Source organism: Seonamhaeicola sp. S2-3 (assembly GCF_001971785.1).
GTDB lineage: Bacteria > Bacteroidota > Bacteroidia > Flavobacteriales > Flavobacteriaceae > Seonamhaeicola.
In genome coordinates, this window is sequence record NZ_CP019389.1 from 405,239 (window position 1) to 421,789 (window position 16,551).

A 16,551-nucleotide genomic window follows, 5' to 3' on the forward strand; every position below is an offset into this window, starting at 1 on the left:
TACAAAAGTAATTTAAATGAAAGACATTTTTGGTAAGGCACTCATAGATTATTACAAGAATAATTATACTGAAGACATCATTACCTCAACCAATATTTCTGAAGATGATGAGCTTCCGCTCCCCTATTTATTTAGAGGTTTTTCTGAAATGCCTAAATTAGAACAAAAGGCGTTACAATTGGCTAAAGGAAATGTACTTGATGTTGGCTGCGGTTCTGGAAGCCACAGTTTGTATTTACAAAAAAACGGACTTACAGTAAAAGCTATTGACATCTCTAAAGGCGCTATTGAAGTTGCCAAACTACGTGGTGTTTTTAATGCCGAAGTTTTAGATATTTTAAATGAAACCGAAACCTTTGACACTATTCTTTTGCTTATGAATGGCACAGGTATTTTTCAAGAATTAAATAAAGTTGCTAAATATTTAAAACACTTAAAAAACCTATTAAAACCTAAGGGACAAATACTCATTGATTCTTCTGATATAAAATACATGTATGAAGATGAAGATGGTGGTTTTTGGATTGATACCAATGCTAATTATTATGGCGAATTAGATTATTTTATTAGCTATAAAGGTGAAAAAGAAGTGCCCTTGAAATGGCTTTACCTTGATTTTAACACTTTAAAATTAGCCTGTGAAACTGTTAGTTTACAGTGTGAATTGATACAGGAAGGAGATCATTTTGATTATTTAGCCCGCTTAACATTATAAAGTTTTATTTTCATTTATTTCTTCAACTTACTAAACTTGACTTTGTAAAATTGTCTGCCAACTTTATTTAAAGTTGTAAGACATTAAAACAGTGTAACCCCCTAAATTTAACCTTATATTATGAAAACAATAACTTAAAAACAAAAACGTTTATCATTATATTTGCATAAATGAGAGGAAAGCTGAACATAAAAAAATATCATTCAATTCTATCTTTGTTTGGGCTGGTATTATTGCTTTTACTTTCGCCTTGTAAGGTTAGAAATTTTATTCAAGCTGAATTAGGTTACCCTCAAACTAAAGTTTTGAATAAAAGTCAAACCACAGTTTCAACAACAAACTGTTTGGTTTTTGATGCTACCGAAATTAATAATTCATCTTCAACATCATTTACAAAAGCACTTGATTTCTTTATTAATGAGGAGTTATTTACTTTTTATTTTCCAATTCAATCAAAAGCTAATAATACTCTTCTAATTAGCAAATCAAAGCTGATTCCTTCTGTACCTCTTTACATTTTATATCAAAACATTCAGATTTATTCGTAGTTGATTACTTCTTAAAAACTATTCCCTAGTTATATTCTAATAATCAATTACTTATAAAATGAAAACTCAAGAAAAAAAACTTGAAGTTAGCTATCTTTCTGTAGTTATACTTCGCATAATGCTAAGTTTAATTTTTATTGTGGCTAGTATGAGCCATTTTTTTAAACTAGAGCAAACAGTAAAAAGAATAGAAGCTGCTAATTTTGGCTTTATAGCCAATATATTGGGTACACCTAAAATTGCAGTTATACTATCAGGTATTACTATGTTAATTGCTGGAATTTCATTATTAATAGGCTTTAAAACAAAAATTTCGGCTATAATTTTAATTGCTGTATTAGTACCTATTACTTTAACCATACAAGTTGGTCAATGGGCAACTTTGGGACCATTGTTTAAGAACATTGCTATTCTAGGAGGTCTCCTTTTCTTTAGTATAAATTCAAATATAAAATTTAACAAAAAATGAGAAATATATCAATAATCACAATACAGCTATTCTTATTTACAATAGGAATTTCTCAAGCGCAAACAGTCAATTACGAAAAGAATAATTATTTAGTGCTTTCAAAAAACATTCAACAACTAAAACCAGTAATACTAACAGCTACCGAACTAGCTGAACAAGATGGTAACAAATATGGAGAGTTCTATGTTATTTTTTGTGGCAAAACAGTTCAAAATATTTCAAAAAACAAAGAATTCATTTCACTCACAAAACAGGCTAAAAAACAAAACTTAAAAGTTTTTGTCTGTGGGTTATCGTTAAAAAAGTTTGGTATAGACCCGAATGACTTACCTAATACCATAGAAGTAACAAAAAATGGAATTCTAGATGGATTTCAACTTACTAAAAAAGGGTTTATTTCTTTAACTATATAAACTTAAAAAAAATGAAAAACATAAAGAATGATGCAGGATTATTAGTCTTGGCAATTAGGCTTGTTATTGGTTGGACTTATTTTTCAGCCTTTTGGAGAAGAACAATTTTGGCCAATAAATTAGACCCTGAAATAGCAGGTTATATTGGAGAAAAATTCAATCATTTTTTACCTAATGCCTTAGGTATAAAGCCCATAATCCAATATCTAGTAGAAAATCCAGATATGCTCTGGATAAATATGGTTGTTTTTACAGTAATAGAGGGTATTGTAGGTCTATTTATCATTTTTGGTCTCTTTACTAGACTAATGAGTATTGGTGTTTTTGGTTTAGCAATGGGTATACTCCTTGGTTCAGGCTGGATAGGAACAACTTGTCTTGATGAGTGGCAAATAGGAGTCTTAGGAATAGCCACTGGCTTTGTTTTATTCTTAACTGGGAGTGGACAATATTCTTTAGATAATTATTTGATGATAAATGATTTTTCTATTACCAAAAAGAAATGGTTTACTTGGCTTGGTTCTGGTATAATACCTATTAAAGAAAGTGTTTTTCCTAAAGTAGTACTAATAGGATCTCTATTTATTTTAGGAATGACCTTATTTACCAACCAAGTATTTCATGGTGGCTTATGGGGTACACTTCACAATAAATCTGTTAAACCAAATTTAGAAATTACAGAAGGTAAAATTGAAAACTCCACACTATCATTTAATATATTTAGAACAGAAGGTGTTGATGTTTATGGTTCTTGGGTAATAGCAATTGAATTAATTGATGAAAACAACAAAACAATTGTTAAATATTCACAAAAAGATCTGGCTGAGTTGAATAATGAAAATATTGAAAATTATTATATTGCTAATGTTAAACCTGGAAAACATAGTTTAATTGTGCCATTGGGAGCTAAGGCTAAATTAAATTTAAAAAAAGAAAAACTATCAAACTTAGCTAGTGGTAAATATGTTCTTAAAATTACAGATATTAGTGGTGCTTATTGGACACATTTAATTGAAAAATAACAAAAAGACAAACTTAAAGATTTTTATAAGCCATAGTGAAGTAAATACACCATCTATGGCTTATTTGTCTTTTAAATGCTATATAACTAAAAAATACGTCTCATACGCAAAACCATTAATTGAAATCCATATAAAACATACTTATCAATTTAATATAACTTAAGAATAAAAATGAACCTTCAACCTTTAAGAATTGCCGCTGGTTGGCAAGTAGATGATAGTCAACTTTATGAAGTTGACCCCACTTTTGGTTACGAACATTATTTTGAAGGTTCTAGTTTATTAATGCTACGAAATAATGCACGCTTAAAACTTATTGATGTACAATGTAAGCTTCCCCAAAAACTGAATGAAAAAATGCCAGCACACAACAACGGTAACCGTTGCGCAAGCCCATAATGTATCCTAAAATTATAATTAGAAACCGTCTTTTAAAGGCGGTTTCTGTTTTTATACACTTAAAATTCTGGTGTTTTAAAAGGCTTTAAAAGCATGTTTATAAGGTTGCAAAAGGTATTTTTGAGACTAAAATAAAACGCCTGTGCCCCTGCTCCGCTTTTAGTACGTTTTTCTATGAATTTCATATATTTTTTAAGATTGTAGGCTATGGCAGAAAGCTGCATGCATTTATTGGCCTGCAGATTCCAATGGTAATCAATGCTTTTTTGTCCGCTATCCCCATAATATGTGCGCATGAGCTTATATAGAAATTCTAGGTCTAGAACCTCTTTTAATCGTCGGTAGAAATTCTCTTCCGGTACGCGGTCGCTTAACTGAAACTGTGAAAACAGCTTTTCTTGAAATATTTTTGTGCCTTGCATTATTAAACATACGAAATTTCTGTATATTTAGTAAGACTTGTGCAACAGGCACATTGTGTGCAATTAAAACGAGCATAACGGTCAAAAACGGACTGACCATCCAAAATCGGAATGTGAAAGTTGAACCCGAAATTAAAGAATAAGAAAACCGAGTATCTGAAAATCGAAAGAGTAAGAAATTAAACTTAAAAACAATAAATTATGAAAAACGGACTTAACAAGTTTATAAAAGGAGTATTTGCTATTTTTACTATCAAGCTTATCTTTTTAGGGCTATCATTTACAATACAATCATGTAATAACGATAATGATTTTTATGAAAATGGAGAATTAACAAATTTAAAAGAGTTAAACGACTTTTACTATACAGCAAAAAATGTAGCTAAAAACATTAACGAAAAATTAAATGCATCAAAAAAGAGTAAAAGCATAAGTTCAAAAGATCTATCTCTTGAAAACAATCAACAAATTGATGCAGAATTACAAGTGACAATAACTCCATTAATTCAAAGTGGATTAGATTTATTAACATCTTACGGCTTTTCTAATCAAAAACTAATGCTAAATTTTGGCAGTCTAGATTCTCCAAACATCGCTATTGTATCGTTTGCAATCTTTGAGGCTGAAGTACTAGCTAAGGAAGGTTACGTCATTGAAGATTTAGACCCTAATATTGATTACGATATAGCTAGCATTTTAATAGGAAGTCAAAACGTATATGCCCAAAGCATGATAGGGTCTTGCGTACTTGAAGCATTGGGTGTAAATGCAGTTATAAAAGGATTCAAAGGCGGCTTAAAAAAACTAGGTAAGAAAGGTGCTTTAAAACTATTTGGAAAAGTTGCATCAAGATACCTTGGATGGGTAGGCGCAGCTATTGCTATTGTTGATTTTGCTGATTGTATGGGAGCGTTTAACTCGGAAGAAATAAGTACTACTGTGCCTTTTCAAAAAGATATTTCATGTGATGATTTAGTTAGATTTAGAGTAAAAGGTAACTCATTTCTTTCTGTTTACATATACAAAGGAGATATTAACTATATTTCGGACAATGATTTTCATATTACATCAACTAAAGGCTATGCTTCATATCTTGTCAATTTTGGTGATGTTGCAAATCCTGAATGCAATATTTGGCACGAAAATGACATAATATTAGGAACGAGTATAGACCAATCAACAATAGAGAGTGATATAATGCCTCAAGGATTAGGATTTGATTTACCTTTACGTTAATCAATTTATTAATTATTAATTAAAACCATAAATTATGTGGAATGTATTTATATTTAGCCTATTTTGTATAGGTACGTTATATAACTTGTTTCTCCTTTACAAGACTATTTCCTACAAAAAAGAAGACAATTGTAAGTCAATAAAGAAAAGACATTATGCAATATCAGCACTATTATTCGCTTTATTGGCCTTATCTAGATTTGAACACATTTTTTAGTTGACACGAACTAACTTATTAATATAATAAGGATTTGTTAGTTTTGTATTGACTTTATTATCTTCTTGCATTTAAAAAGAATAGTCTAATATAACTGCACACAACACCGGTAACCGTTGCACAAGCCCATAATGAATCCTAAAATTATACTTTTAAAGGCGGTTTCTGTTTTCATACACTTAAAATTCTGGTGTTTTAAAAGGCTTTAAAAGCATGTTTATAAGGTTGTAAAAGGTGTAGGCTTCCCTTAACTAGAACTGTTTAATGGGAGGAGGTCAATTGACATCTTTTAAGCACAAATTAAAACTGTACGATAATTCTTTGACAATATTCACTTTTTAATCTATTTTTAAACTTTAATTGGTAGTTTTGAGACAGACTGCCGTTGCCTTTAATTGCGAAAAACAGAACTACAAATAAAATTCCGAAATGAAAAACACAATATTTTTACTTTTATTGACTATTTCAAACTTGAGTTTTGGACAAAAAAATGTTTTTGAAAATTTACCATATTGGATTGGAGACAAAGTAGATGTAATGAAAATTCTAGACCCAATTAAAGTTAAATCAAAATACTTTAAAAGTGTTGAATATTCTACTGCTGAAAATGACCAAATTTATTATATGAAACTTCATTTGAAAAAATATAAAAATATTGAGGTAATTGAAAAATTCTTACTAACTGATAAAAACACCATTAAAACTTCTGATTTAAATTGGAATATTTCATTTGAAAACTGTTTCGTTAATCAATTAAAAGACATCCAATATCTTGTTAAATACAATTTTAAAGATGACCCAACATTAACTATTATTTCATTTAAAATTAATAAAGACCCATTTTATAAAAATGAAGATAAATTCAAAAAACAAACGACATATATTTCTGACCGATATTCTTATTTAGGATTAAGTTATCAAAAAAATATAGACCTTGATTTTAGATTTGAACCTACTGAATCAAAAATTTATGGAATTTTGGATTTTTATAATGACAACTGGTATTTTTTAAAAACAATTTACTTCCTATTAGACAATGATGAAGTTATAAAAAAAGAATTATCTGAAATTAACAGAAAAGTGTTGAGTAGCGACTTTATAAAAGAATCCAATTTTATAGAAATATCTTTTGATGAAGCGAAAAAAATCAATGAGTCTAAAACTGTTGAAATAAAAATTGAAGGAACTGAAAACAATATTGAATATGAAATGAGTTACTCTCAAAAGATGTCAATTAAAGACATTTTGAATTCAAAACATTTTAAAAAAACGAATGAATAATAACAGTTGAATTCTAAAACAACTAAAGTCAACACCGTGACCCGTCCTGAATAAAGGCTACATAATTTTAAACATTATGTACAAAAACGACAAAGTAATCAGACGGTATTCAGAACCTTTTAAACTGAAAATTCTAGATGAACTTAGTAAAGGGAAACACACAAAGAGCGAACTTTGTAAACTCTACTCTATTGCTCCCACAACAGTCAATGAGTGGATTAAAAAGTATAATCGTAAAGATTTAATGAACACCAGAGTAAAAGTGGAAACTAAAGACGAAACCTAACGAAGTGGTTCAGCGAAGCTAAATATCACGAATTAAAGCACTCCAAAAAGAAATAGAACAGCTTAAAAAACTGTTGCTTAAAAAGGATCTCGATGCTATGGTATTAGATTCTTACCTAGAAGTAGCGGCTGAGGATCTAGGCTATAAATCTGTGGCTGAACTAAAAAAAAAGTTAAGCATAAAGCCTTAATCAAAGCTAAAGAAAAATCTAAGGGATTTGCCTCTTTAACAACTATAAGCCATTGTTTTGGTCTTAAACGTGATGCGTATTATAAATACAAATCTAGAGCTGATAAGCGTTTAAAACTAGAACAACAGATTATTGACATAGTCAGTAAAAAACGTAAATCCCTTCCTAGAGAAGGTGTACGGAAACTCATAAAATCTTTAGATGATGAGTTTACTAAAGCCAATCTTAAAGTCGGGAGAGACACCTTATTTAACGTCCTTAGAAAACACAATATGCTTACTCTTAGAAAGAAAACTAGTGCCAGAACAACCAATTCTTATCATCGCTTTTATAAATATAACAACCTGATAAAGAACATAGAAGTTACCAGACCAAACCAAGTTTGGGTTAGTGACATAACTTATATTAGAACCGTAAAAGGCTTTTGTTACCTAGCTTTAATAACAGATATGCATTCCAGGAAAATTGTAGGTTATGACCTGAGTGACAGCTTGGAATTAAAAGGTTGTGTAAGAGCGTTAAATAAAGCTATTTATCAAGCTAAAGACATTAAACAACTTATTCATCATTCAGATAGAGGAATACAGTATTGTAGCAATGTTTACACGCAAATACTTAAGAGAAAAAAGATAGATATTAGTATGACAGAAGAAAATCATTGTTATGAAAATGCCATGGCAGAACGTGTAAACGGTATCTTAAAAGATGAATTTTATCTAGACCAAACCTTTGATAATGTGGCTCATGCTAAGAGAGCTGCAAAAAATGCAATTAATTTATACAACGAAGTAAGATTACACTTATCTTTAGACTGCAAAACACCGAATATGGTATATCAATTATCAGCTTAAAACAAATTTTAACCTGTAGCCATATTTCAGGACAAGACATCATTTACCCAAAAAACATTATAATAAATGAGCTTAATTGATTTTCAGCACTTACAACAACAGATTAAAAACAAACTCTTTGAAATTTCATATAAATTAGAATGTTTTAATCAATCTGGAGATACGGATATAAGTAGATACGCCGAAACTTATTTTAAAGAATTATTTAATATAATCTATAAAAAAGATAATTGGGTATTCACAAAAGCGACAAAAATCAATCAAGACACATACGATTTATTTGATGATAAAAACAAAATCTGCATCCAAATCACATCAAATAAAAGACAAAGTAAAAAAGATAATACTATCCAACAATTTGAAAGCAAGTATTACCCAAATGGTTTCAATACATTGATAATATTATTTACAACAAAATCGAAACCAAAAAAAAATAAAAGTACACAGGACTTTGAATACTATGATTTCAATATCACTGAATTTTGCGGATTAATTGAAGATAAATGTCAGCAAACCGAATTGCTAAAAATTCGGGACATTTTAGTAAATAATACTGGACTTCCGAGAAACACAAATAAGACTGCAAAAAATTCTCAAAATAAAAAAGTATCGCAAAGAGAGTTTTTAAGGAGAAGAAAAATCGAAAAAGAATTAGAAAAGGAGTTACTCGTAGAAAATTTTTGGGAGAAAATTGACGGAGAAGAATTAGCAAAATTACCAATTCATAAGTTTAAAGATTCGCGTTTTATATTACGTTCTATTTCGGACGAGTCCTATCCAAATGTTGATGAAAACTCCGAATGGTCAAGAACATTTATGTATGACTTTTATGAAAAAGGTATACTCATTTGGCTTGATGCACTCTCTGGTACAGAGGCAGCAGTCAATAAAAATATGGAATGGTATGTTCTAGAGTATGGTGAAAAAAACAAAGAATTGGACAAAGGGTTTCAACGAGTTAAAATCAGAATTTTAGGAGAACTCCCTTTCAAGAATATTATTGATTGGAAAGATGGAGATGCCTATTATAATGATTATCATTTATTTTGTAAATATGACGGCATAGACGAATCACCTTTTGACAAGATAGTTTACCGATTTGAAAATACTCTTGGCTATTTCTGGGAAGAATTGGATATTGATAAAAAACTAAAATAATAAAAACGAACGCACAACACCAGTAACCGTTGCACAAGCCCATAATGTATCCTAAAATTATAATTAGAAACCGTCTTTTAAAGGCGTTTTCTGTGTAGGCTTCCCTTAATTAGAACTGTTTAAATTTCTAATATTATTAAATTTATTATATTTAATTGGAATGGATCTAAATGGATTAGAATTAATTTCTGCATAATTTATTGGCGATAATTTTCCAGTCCATCATGAGGTCTAAAATGATTGTAATCATCCATCCAAATTTTTGTTTGCTCTCTAACTTGTTCTAGGCTCTCAAAAATATATTTGTTTAAAACACCTCTTCTGTAGCTTCCATTGAAACGTTCTACAAAAGCATTTTGTGTTGGTTTTCCAGGTTGTATTTGTTTAATAACGGTATTTTAATCGGAAAAGTATAGGTTTATTTATACGCTACTTTTCATACACAAACCATTATTTAATTACTTAAAAAACCATCACAGATTTAATTTTAGACTTTTAAAAATCAAACTTAAAGGTAGCACCTGCTAAAAACTGAATACTCTGTACGGGAAAATTTTGCCAACGCTGGTAGGCATTATTAGCTATATTATTGACCTTTGCAAACACCGAAATTTGGTCGTTAATATGATAACCCACATGAGCATTAGCATCAAAATAACTATCTAAAACAACCGTAAAAGGTGTGGTTACTGTTATACCATCGTTTAAAAAATACTGGTCTTTTCTTTCGCCTACATAAAACAAATTGGCACCTGTAAACCAATGTTCGTCTATTTGGTAATCTAAAAATAAAGAGCCATTAAAATCTGGTAAATTCCAAGCTTCGGTTTCAGTATCAGTATTATAGCTAAAATATTCTGCTTTTATGCCTAATTTAAAGTTTCGGTTTACATCAACATTAATTTCACCTGCCACTCCAAAGGTATCTACATCATCATAAACAACTCCAAAAGAATTTCCGTATGAGTAGGCTTGCGCTGGCATTAAGGTAATATCATTATTCTTAAATAAGGCTTTATTTCTATCGGCAATATAACTACCACTTACATTATAACTTGTATTACTAGATAGTTTGCCTTTTAAACCTATATAAGCATTGTATTGTTGGTCTGTAGGTATTACAAACAACGTTGGTGATACAAACGGATTTTCTGAAGCAAAATCGTAATAAGAGTTCTGGTTAAGTCCGCCTTCAACACCTCCATAAGCAATTAACACATCGTTTACCAATCTGTAAGTTGCTGTTACATTGGGGTAGATAAAAAACTTGCTTTCTTTAGATTCTGAATCTCTTAAATAAGCAGCCGTTACACCAACATTTACGGTTAAATCGTCTTGTTTCATTTCATAAGAAGGTGCTGCACTAACAATAAAATTGCCATAATTAAACTCGTCATCAACCTCATAACTTCTATCAAACGTACCTTTTAAATAATCAAATTTAAAGGTGGTTGAAATCTCTTCTCTATCAATAGGAATATCAATTTTAGCATCAATTAAAAACCTATTTTCACCAGAGCCCTGATTGTCTCCAAAACGTCTAAAAAAGAAGTTTCCGGAGTTAATATAAGTATCTTCAAAATTTATACTACCACCAAAATACGCGTTATTAAAGGTGTGTTCTTCATCAATATTATCGGCAATAGCGGTATCTACAAAAGATTCTGAAACTCCATACCAGTTATACATTTGATGCTGATAACCTGCTTCTACATTCCATGATAAGTCACGTAAGGTTGTAGCATAATTTACATTGATTTTTGAAATGGAATAATTATCATCAAAAGACACATCTTCTATACCACCCTGTGATGAATTATGACTTACGTATCCGCCTATACTTTCGGTTCTGCTTATGGCATGGTTCAAGTAAACTTCTCCCAAAATAGTGGTATAAGTACCCACACCAAGAGTGGCATAATTATCATAAAGTTTTATTGGTTTTCTTTTTTCAATCCCAGCTGCTTTTCCTTTTGCAGGTGTAAATGTTGATGCTACTGGAAACGAAAATATATTATACTTAACTTCCTTTTTGTTTTGGGTAGTTTCATCTTCTATTGTAGGCGTTTCTTTTACCTTAAAGGCATCTGAAATTGATGGCGTATAAGGTTTAACAACATCTATTACACCGGTATTAATAGTGTCTTTATTTCTGTCTTGAGAAAATGAAACAGTTACGTTTAAAATGATAACGACACTTAATATATGTTTTATGTGCTTACGCATATGTTTTGATTTACAATTTTTGATTTACGATTGATGATTTTACTCTGGCTGTATTGATGAATTAGTTTTAGCTTCTTCGGTTTTAATTTTACTTAACTCCTCTTTGGCTTCATTCACCACATCTTCAAACTCTTCAAAGTTTTCTATAACACTTTCTAAAATGTATGTAGCTTGAAAAGCATCATCTAAAGCATAAAAATTCTTTGCCATAATTACTAATCCTTTAGCACTGTAATATTTATACCCAGAGAAATCTTTTGCTAATTTTTGAACCGAATTGTTTGATGCTTGATAGTTACCTTCTTTATTTTTAAAGTAAGCATTGTAATATAAGGCCTCGGCAGCGGTTTCTCCAGTTGCTACTTTTTCAACTTGAGCATAAGCAGATTTTGCTTTGTCTTCATTACCCGTTTTAATAGCAGAACGCGCTATAATAATGTAAGCATCACTCTTAATTTTATTATCAATTTTAGAGCTTGCCAACACTTTTTCGGCGTATGAAACTGCTTTTTCATAATTTTCTAACTGGTAGTTTGCTTTCATTAGGTTTGACTGTGCAAACACTACATTTTGCGGATAATTGGCTTCATTTTCTAACCTTTGTAATATAGGAATGGCTTGTTCCCAATTTTTTTCTTCTAAATAATATTGAGATAAACGCGATAAAGCTTCTTCTGTGTATTCGCTTTGCGAAGTCTCAACTATGTATTTATAATGTGGTGCAGCATTGGCAACCAATCCTTTTTTGTAATACAATTGCCCTAGGTAAAAGTGTGCTTGTAAAAGGTGTAATCCGTTAGGAAATTCATGTATATAGCTATTAAACTGTTTAATAGCTCTGTCTGTATTACCATCTAAATACTGCTTTTCTGCAGCTGTGTATGAGGCATTATCTAACTCAGAATCGGTTACTTCAACATAATCTAAGGTTCGTACCCAATTGGCATAATCATCTACTCTACCTAAATCTATATAAATTAATTTAGCTGTTGAAACTGCTTGAACTGCCTCTGGAGTTCCTGGATAAGTACTTGCCACTTTTTTAAACTTGGTTAAAGCTTGTTCATTTTCATTTGCATTATAATACACAAGTCCCTGACGAAGTAAAGATTTTGGCACAAAAGAACTCATTTTGTACTCTGCATTTAAGCGGTCGTAAATTTGAAGTGCTTTTGAAGTGTTGTTTGCCTTTACATAAGAATTACCCAATTCGTACATGGCATCATCACGAAGTTTAGACGATTGATAGTCTGAAATAAATTGCTCTAATTCTTTAATTTTTTTTGAAGATTGCCCTAAGTACCCAACACTAATTGCTTTTTGAAACGCTGGATAATCTGATTCTATTTCGTTTAACTTAATGGCGTTATTATAAGCTTTTATTGCATTACCGTAATTACTGGTAACAAAATTAACATCGCCTAAACGTAAATAGGCATCGTTTAGTCTTACCTTATCGTCTTTTTTATTAGAAATGAATTTGTTAAAATACTCGCTAGCTTTAGCATAGTTTTTTAATTTGAAATATGTGTAAGCCAAATTATAGTCTAAATTCTCGGTTTCTGGGGCACTTACAATCATTTGTTCAAACTGTTTAAACCCAATAAGCGCATCATCAAAATTGGTTAAATTATAATCTGCCTCTGCTTTCCAAAATGTAGCCCTAGCAGTATAATTATCATCTCTAGGTTCTTTTAAAGAGGCTTCAAATAACTTTTTGGCTTCTAAATATTGATTTTCATTATATAACTCTACACCTCTGTAAAATGCTACTTTTTGGTATGCTACCTTGCTTTCAAAACTCTTTTTCCCTTCTAATAACTTAAGTGCTTCCTTGTAATTTTTAGAAGTTATATAAGAATCTATTAACAAGGTTTCAATTTCTTCTTTATAGCTTGTTTCTGGATATTTTTCTAAATAACCAGCCAAAACTTGTGGAGCCGATTGGTAAGGGTTTCCTATTTCATAACTAATTTTAGCATAATTTAACCAAGCGTCTTCTTGTATTTTTAAATCGAAATCCATTTGAGAGGCATACCTAAAAGCATTCAAAGCTTCTTGTTTTTTACCCAAATGAATATAACTTTCACCCAAATGATAATACGCATTTTGCGCAATAGCGTTGTTACCGCCAATTATTTTATTAAACTCAGAAATGGCTTTTTCATAATCACCTTGCTTGTAATAAGCGTACCCTAATTGGTAAAAATCTGTGTTATTCCATTTTGCAGTGCGTTCTCTTTTTCCTTTTTTACCTTTATAAGCCTTTAAATACGGAATAGCTGCTTCATATTCTTCTAAATTAAAGTAGCTTTCTCCTATTATTTTTGATAGTTCAGAGACTTCTTGTTCATCACTATTTGGTAATCTTTCTTTTGCTAGTTCTATAGCTTTTTCAAAATTGCCTAGTTTAAAATTTAAATCGGCTTGGTAATATGATAGTTTTTCTTTGTAACGTTCTTGGTCACTCACTTGGTCAAAATACTCGTTGGCTTCATCATAATCATCACCTTCATAAGCCATATAACCAATGTAATATTTAGCTTGCGAACCATATTCTTGAGAACTTTCTACCTTAGATAAATATTTTTTAGCATCACTATATTGCTTGGTTGTAAAGGCAGAATACCCATTATTAAAGTAAAATTTTTCTTTTTCGGTTTTACCCAAAGCATCTTCATTTACCTTGTTATACCACTTTCTGGCATAGGCATATTTTGAGTTTTCAAAATAATAATCGGCTACATCTACATAAGCAGTATTGCGTTTTGTACTAGTAGGATATTCTTTTACAAAATCCTCAACAAGTCGGTCTGCATTTTGTTGATTTAATCTAACCGCACAATTTGCAATGTAATAAGCACAGTCTGATTGTAAAATGTCTTCTTTGGCTGTTTTTTTCACACTTGCAAACAAAGATTGTGCTGCTAAATATTGCTGATTGTTGTATAACGAAAGTGCTTTTTGGTAATCTACTTTGTTATTGGTATATACAGCTGATTGTTGAGCTAAAAGGTGAAGACTAAAACCGATAGCTACTAAAAGGGTAATAATACTTTTTTTAGTCATTGACTATTCGTTTTTTTAATTGAAAACCAAAGATAAATTATTATAATGCCTATAACGAAATAATCGTGCCATAATTATAAACCAAGTTATTAAATATTAAAAAAAAGATGTTTTCTGCATAATAATTTTTATTCAGTACAACAAAAAATGTGCTTTTGTGTTTGTTATGTTAAACATTAAATTTTAAACTTGTATCTTCAAACTTTATCTTTATGTCAAATACTATTTTACAATTAAAAGACGCTTCTATTTATCAAGGAGACAGTCTGGTGCTCTCTAACGTTAATGTTGAAATTAACAAAGGTGAGTTTGTATATTTAATTGGTAAAACAGGCACAGGAAAAAGTAGTTTTATGAAAACACTTTATGGTGATTTACCTTTAAAAGAAGGCGATGGCCATATTGTTGAATATAATTTAAAACATTTAAAAGAAAAGGACATTCCGTTTTTAAGACGAAAACTTGGTGTTGTTTTTCAAGACTTTAAATTACTTACAGATAGAACCATAAATGATAATTTATTATTTGTTTTAAAAGCCACTGGTTGGAAAAATAAAGACGAAATGAATGCCAGAGTTGAAGAGGTTTTAGCAAAGGTAGATATGAAAACAAAAGGCTTTAAATTTCCGCATGAGCTTTCTGGTGGCGAACAACAACGTATTGCTATTGCAAGAGCCTTACTTAACAACCCAGAACTAATTTTAGCCGATGAGCCTACTGGTAATTTAGACCCACAAACCAGTGTTGAAGTAATGAAAGTCCTGCAAGATATTAACAAAAATGGCAATACTATTTTAATGGCTACACATGATTATGCTTTACTTTTAAAATACCCAAGTAAAACACTAAAATGTGATGACAACAAAATTTATGAAGTGGTGCAAAGGAAGAATTAGTTTATTAAAGTTTTTATTAAAATATTGGCTATAATATTGGTATTGTACTGACTCAAAACATGACGTCTTTTCTCATTTAAAATAAATTCTTGTTTAAACAACATTTTTACAGCTGTTTGATAATCTTTTTTATTATTAATTACCTCACAAATATCTAGAATATTTGGATCATCAACCATATTGTCATTTATTATACAGTACCTTCCTTTAAACAAGGCGTTAAAAACTTTTAACTTAGTACCTGACTGCTGGAAGGAGTATAAAGTATTAATATGAGCGTTTATAATTAAAGTATCTAATTGTTCTTTTTTTGAAATAAATTGAAATGAAATATTATCATACTTTTTAATTTCTTTAAGAACCTTAAAAGGTTTTCTTGAACTTGCTATAATCAATTTTTCATCTAAATCTTTAAATACATCAATAATAAATAAAGCAGACTTAATATTATCTGAGACAGCTAAGTCTCCATGATATAAAGCATATGCACCATATCCATTTTTACTTAAAACATTAACATTCTCCTGAAAAACAGGAAGGTTAATCACCTTTTTTTTATTGTAATGAGAGGCAAAATATTTATATTCATGGTTAGATATTGTGAATATATAATCTGCTTTACTTAGAATGTTCTCATATTGTTTAAACTTTAAACTCTCTATTAAAAAAGCTATTTTTTTTATTATGTTTTGTTCACTTCTAAACAGACCCCAACTATATTTGTGCTCTATATTATGACACCTAATTGCTATTTTCTGTTTTAATTTTACTTTTTTTAATATGCTAGTAGTTCTAATTGATTCAAATAGTATTGGCGCCTTTATACTCACTAAATTCTCAATTAAATCTTGAGAATATCTAGATGAAACTGAAAATGGTAAAAAAGATAAATGTTTTAAAATTGAATTATCCTTTTTGTAAATAAAAATTTTTTCACAATAAGGTTCTAAACCTAATAAATCACTTCTGTCATGATAATAAAAGTGCAAATAGACTTTTATTCCTAACTCATTTAATGCCTTTATTTTATAAAACACATCAATAACACCACCAAAATCTGGAGGATAAGGATTATTAAATGAAACTATCTGTATTGCTTTGTTATACATTTATGCAAATCTAAAGGTTTAAAATAATAAGCATAAGGAATACC

The 16,551-nt window shown here is 30.1% G+C and carries 16 protein-coding genes and 1 pseudogene; 12 read left to right on the forward strand and 5 right to left on the reverse strand.

The genetic code is table 11. The features are described 5' to 3' along the window. Positions 1–16 precede the first annotated feature (16 nt). From BWZ22_RS01990 to BWZ22_RS02015, 6 genes are all read left to right on the forward strand, one after another. Entirely contained in the window at positions 17–715 is a 699-nt protein-coding gene (locus BWZ22_RS01990; RefSeq protein WP_076697671.1) for a bifunctional 2-polyprenyl-6-hydroxyphenol methylase/3-demethylubiquinol 3-O-methyltransferase UbiG, read from the forward strand. 305 nt (positions 716–1,020) lie between these two features. Further along, positions 1,021–1,263 (forward strand): hypothetical protein, encoded by a 243-nt coding sequence (locus tag BWZ22_RS16555; protein ID WP_157607878.1) that lies wholly within the window; start codon positions 1,021–1,023, stop codon positions 1,261–1,263. A gap of 58 nt (positions 1,264–1,321) precedes the next feature. Beyond that, entirely contained in the window at positions 1,322–1,732 is a 411-nt protein-coding gene (locus tag BWZ22_RS02000) for a DoxX family protein (protein ID WP_076697674.1), read from the forward strand. Next, positions 1,729–2,145: a DsrE family protein gene (locus BWZ22_RS02005; RefSeq protein WP_076697675.1), complete on the forward strand. Its 417-nt coding sequence runs from the start codon at positions 1,729–1,731 to the stop codon at positions 2,143–2,145. Before BWZ22_RS02000 ends, BWZ22_RS02005 begins: the two co-directional genes overlap by 4 nt. 11 nt (positions 2,146–2,156) lie before the next feature. Continuing rightward, on the forward strand, positions 2,157–3,167 hold the full coding sequence (locus BWZ22_RS02010; protein ID WP_076697676.1) for a TQO small subunit DoxD: 1,011 nt from the start codon (positions 2,157–2,159) through the stop codon (positions 3,165–3,167). A gap of 171 nt (positions 3,168–3,338) precedes the next feature. Beyond that, positions 3,339–3,566 carry a hypothetical protein gene (locus tag BWZ22_RS02015; RefSeq protein WP_076697677.1) on the forward strand — a complete coding sequence of 76 codons (228 nt, stop codon included), beginning with the start codon at positions 3,339–3,341 and terminating at the stop codon, positions 3,564–3,566. Between the two features lie 59 nt (positions 3,567–3,625). Here the strand turns inward: BWZ22_RS02015 and BWZ22_RS16830 are convergent, their stop codons facing one another. Continuing rightward, positions 3,626–3,988 (reverse strand): hypothetical protein, encoded by a 363-nt coding sequence (locus tag BWZ22_RS16830; protein ID WP_076697678.1) that lies wholly within the window; start codon positions 3,986–3,988, stop codon positions 3,626–3,628. A gap of 201 nt (positions 3,989–4,189) precedes the next feature. On the opposite strand from BWZ22_RS16830, the gene BWZ22_RS02025 reads away from it, so the two are divergent. The 5 genes from BWZ22_RS02025 to BWZ22_RS02045 all read left to right on the forward strand — a co-directional run bounded on the left by BWZ22_RS02025 (position 4,190) and on the right by BWZ22_RS02045 (position 9,207). Then, positions 4,190–5,224 (forward strand): hypothetical protein, encoded by a 1,035-nt coding sequence (locus BWZ22_RS02025; RefSeq protein ID WP_076697679.1) that lies wholly within the window; start codon positions 4,190–4,192, stop codon positions 5,222–5,224. 646 nt (positions 5,225–5,870) lie between these two features. Beyond that, positions 5,871–6,722, forward strand: coding sequence for a hypothetical protein (locus BWZ22_RS02030; protein ID WP_157607880.1), 852 nt, complete (start codon positions 5,871–5,873; stop codon positions 6,720–6,722). Positions 6,723–6,798: 76 nt separating this feature from the next. Continuing rightward, positions 6,799–7,008: a transposase gene (locus BWZ22_RS16835; RefSeq protein WP_232225210.1), complete on the forward strand. Its 210-nt coding sequence runs from the start codon at positions 6,799–6,801 to the stop codon at positions 7,006–7,008. 234 nt (positions 7,009–7,242) lie between these two features. Next, entirely contained in the window at positions 7,243–8,049 is an 807-nt protein-coding gene (locus tag BWZ22_RS02040) for an IS3 family transposase (RefSeq protein ID WP_232225257.1), read from the forward strand. Positions 8,050–8,115: 66 nt separating this feature from the next. Further along, positions 8,116–9,207, forward strand: a complete 1,092-nt coding sequence (locus tag BWZ22_RS02045; protein WP_076697683.1) for an SMEK domain-containing protein — start codon at positions 8,116–8,118, stop codon at positions 9,205–9,207. A 197-nt stretch (positions 9,208–9,404) separates the two neighbouring features. Here the strand turns inward: BWZ22_RS02045 and BWZ22_RS16840 are convergent. The 3 genes and pseudogenes from BWZ22_RS16840 to BWZ22_RS02060 form a co-directional block, all read right to left on the reverse strand. Beyond that, positions 9,405–9,587: pseudogene (locus BWZ22_RS16840) on the reverse strand (transposase); the annotation flags it as partial. Positions 9,588–9,702: 115 nt separating this feature from the next. Continuing rightward, positions 9,703–11,433, reverse strand: a complete 1,731-nt coding sequence (locus BWZ22_RS02055) for a TonB-dependent receptor (protein ID WP_076697684.1) — start codon at positions 11,431–11,433, stop codon at positions 9,703–9,705. A 39-nt stretch (positions 11,434–11,472) separates the two neighbouring features. Beyond that, complete coding sequence (locus tag BWZ22_RS02060; protein WP_076697685.1) at positions 11,473–14,502, reverse strand: tetratricopeptide repeat protein; 3,030 nt, start codon at positions 14,500–14,502, stop codon at positions 11,473–11,475. A 212-nt stretch (positions 14,503–14,714) separates the two neighbouring features. Between BWZ22_RS02060 and BWZ22_RS02065 the strand changes: the two genes are divergently transcribed. Further along, positions 14,715–15,398 carry a cell division ATP-binding protein FtsE gene (locus BWZ22_RS02065; RefSeq protein WP_076697686.1) on the forward strand — a complete coding sequence of 228 codons (684 nt, stop codon included), beginning with the start codon at positions 14,715–14,717 and terminating at the stop codon, positions 15,396–15,398. Here the strand turns inward: BWZ22_RS02065 and BWZ22_RS02070 are convergent. Then, a complete protein-coding gene (locus BWZ22_RS02070; RefSeq protein WP_076697687.1) occupies positions 15,395–16,507 on the reverse strand; it encodes a hypothetical protein in 1,113 nt (370 codons plus the stop codon). The two genes, BWZ22_RS02065 and BWZ22_RS02070, sit on opposite strands and share 4 nt — an antisense overlap. Positions 16,508–16,551: the final 44 nt, after the last annotated feature.

Bases quoted from the DNA above. Each gene is read 5' to 3' on its own strand.
- BWZ22_RS02025 (WP_076697679.1), top strand. From the start codon at position 4,190: ATGAAAAACGGACTTAACAAGTTTATAAAAGGAGTATTTGCTATTTTT.
- BWZ22_RS16835 (WP_232225210.1), top strand. From the start codon at position 6,799: ATGTACAAAAACGACAAAGTAATCAGACGGTATTCAGAACCTTTTAAA.
- BWZ22_RS01990 (WP_076697671.1), top strand. From the start codon at position 17: ATGAAAGACATTTTTGGTAAGGCACTCATAGATTATTACAAGAATAAT.
- BWZ22_RS02005 (WP_076697675.1), top strand. From the start codon at position 1,729: ATGAGAAATATATCAATAATCACAATACAGCTATTCTTATTTACAATA.
- BWZ22_RS02010 (WP_076697676.1), top strand. From the start codon at position 2,157: ATGAAAAACATAAAGAATGATGCAGGATTATTAGTCTTGGCAATTAGG.
- BWZ22_RS02060 (WP_076697685.1), bottom strand. From the start codon at position 14,502: ATGACTAAAAAAAGTATTATTACCCTTTTAGTAGCTATCGGTTTTAGT.
- BWZ22_RS02030 (WP_157607880.1), top strand. From the start codon at position 5,871: ATGAAAAACACAATATTTTTACTTTTATTGACTATTTCAAACTTGAGT.
- BWZ22_RS02045 (WP_076697683.1), top strand. From the start codon at position 8,116: ATGAGCTTAATTGATTTTCAGCACTTACAACAACAGATTAAAAACAAA.
- BWZ22_RS02000 (WP_076697674.1), top strand. From the start codon at position 1,322: ATGAAAACTCAAGAAAAAAAACTTGAAGTTAGCTATCTTTCTGTAGTT.
- BWZ22_RS02015 (WP_076697677.1), top strand. From the start codon at position 3,339: ATGAACCTTCAACCTTTAAGAATTGCCGCTGGTTGGCAAGTAGATGAT.
- BWZ22_RS02055 (WP_076697684.1), bottom strand. From the start codon at position 11,433: ATGCGTAAGCACATAAAACATATATTAAGTGTCGTTATCATTTTAAAC.
- BWZ22_RS02065 (WP_076697686.1), top strand. From the start codon at position 14,715: ATGTCAAATACTATTTTACAATTAAAAGACGCTTCTATTTATCAAGGA.
- BWZ22_RS16830 (WP_076697678.1), bottom strand. From the start codon at position 3,988: ATGCAAGGCACAAAAATATTTCAAGAAAAGCTGTTTTCACAGTTTCAG.
- BWZ22_RS02070 (WP_076697687.1), bottom strand. From the start codon at position 16,507: ATGTATAACAAAGCAATACAGATAGTTTCATTTAATAATCCTTATCCT.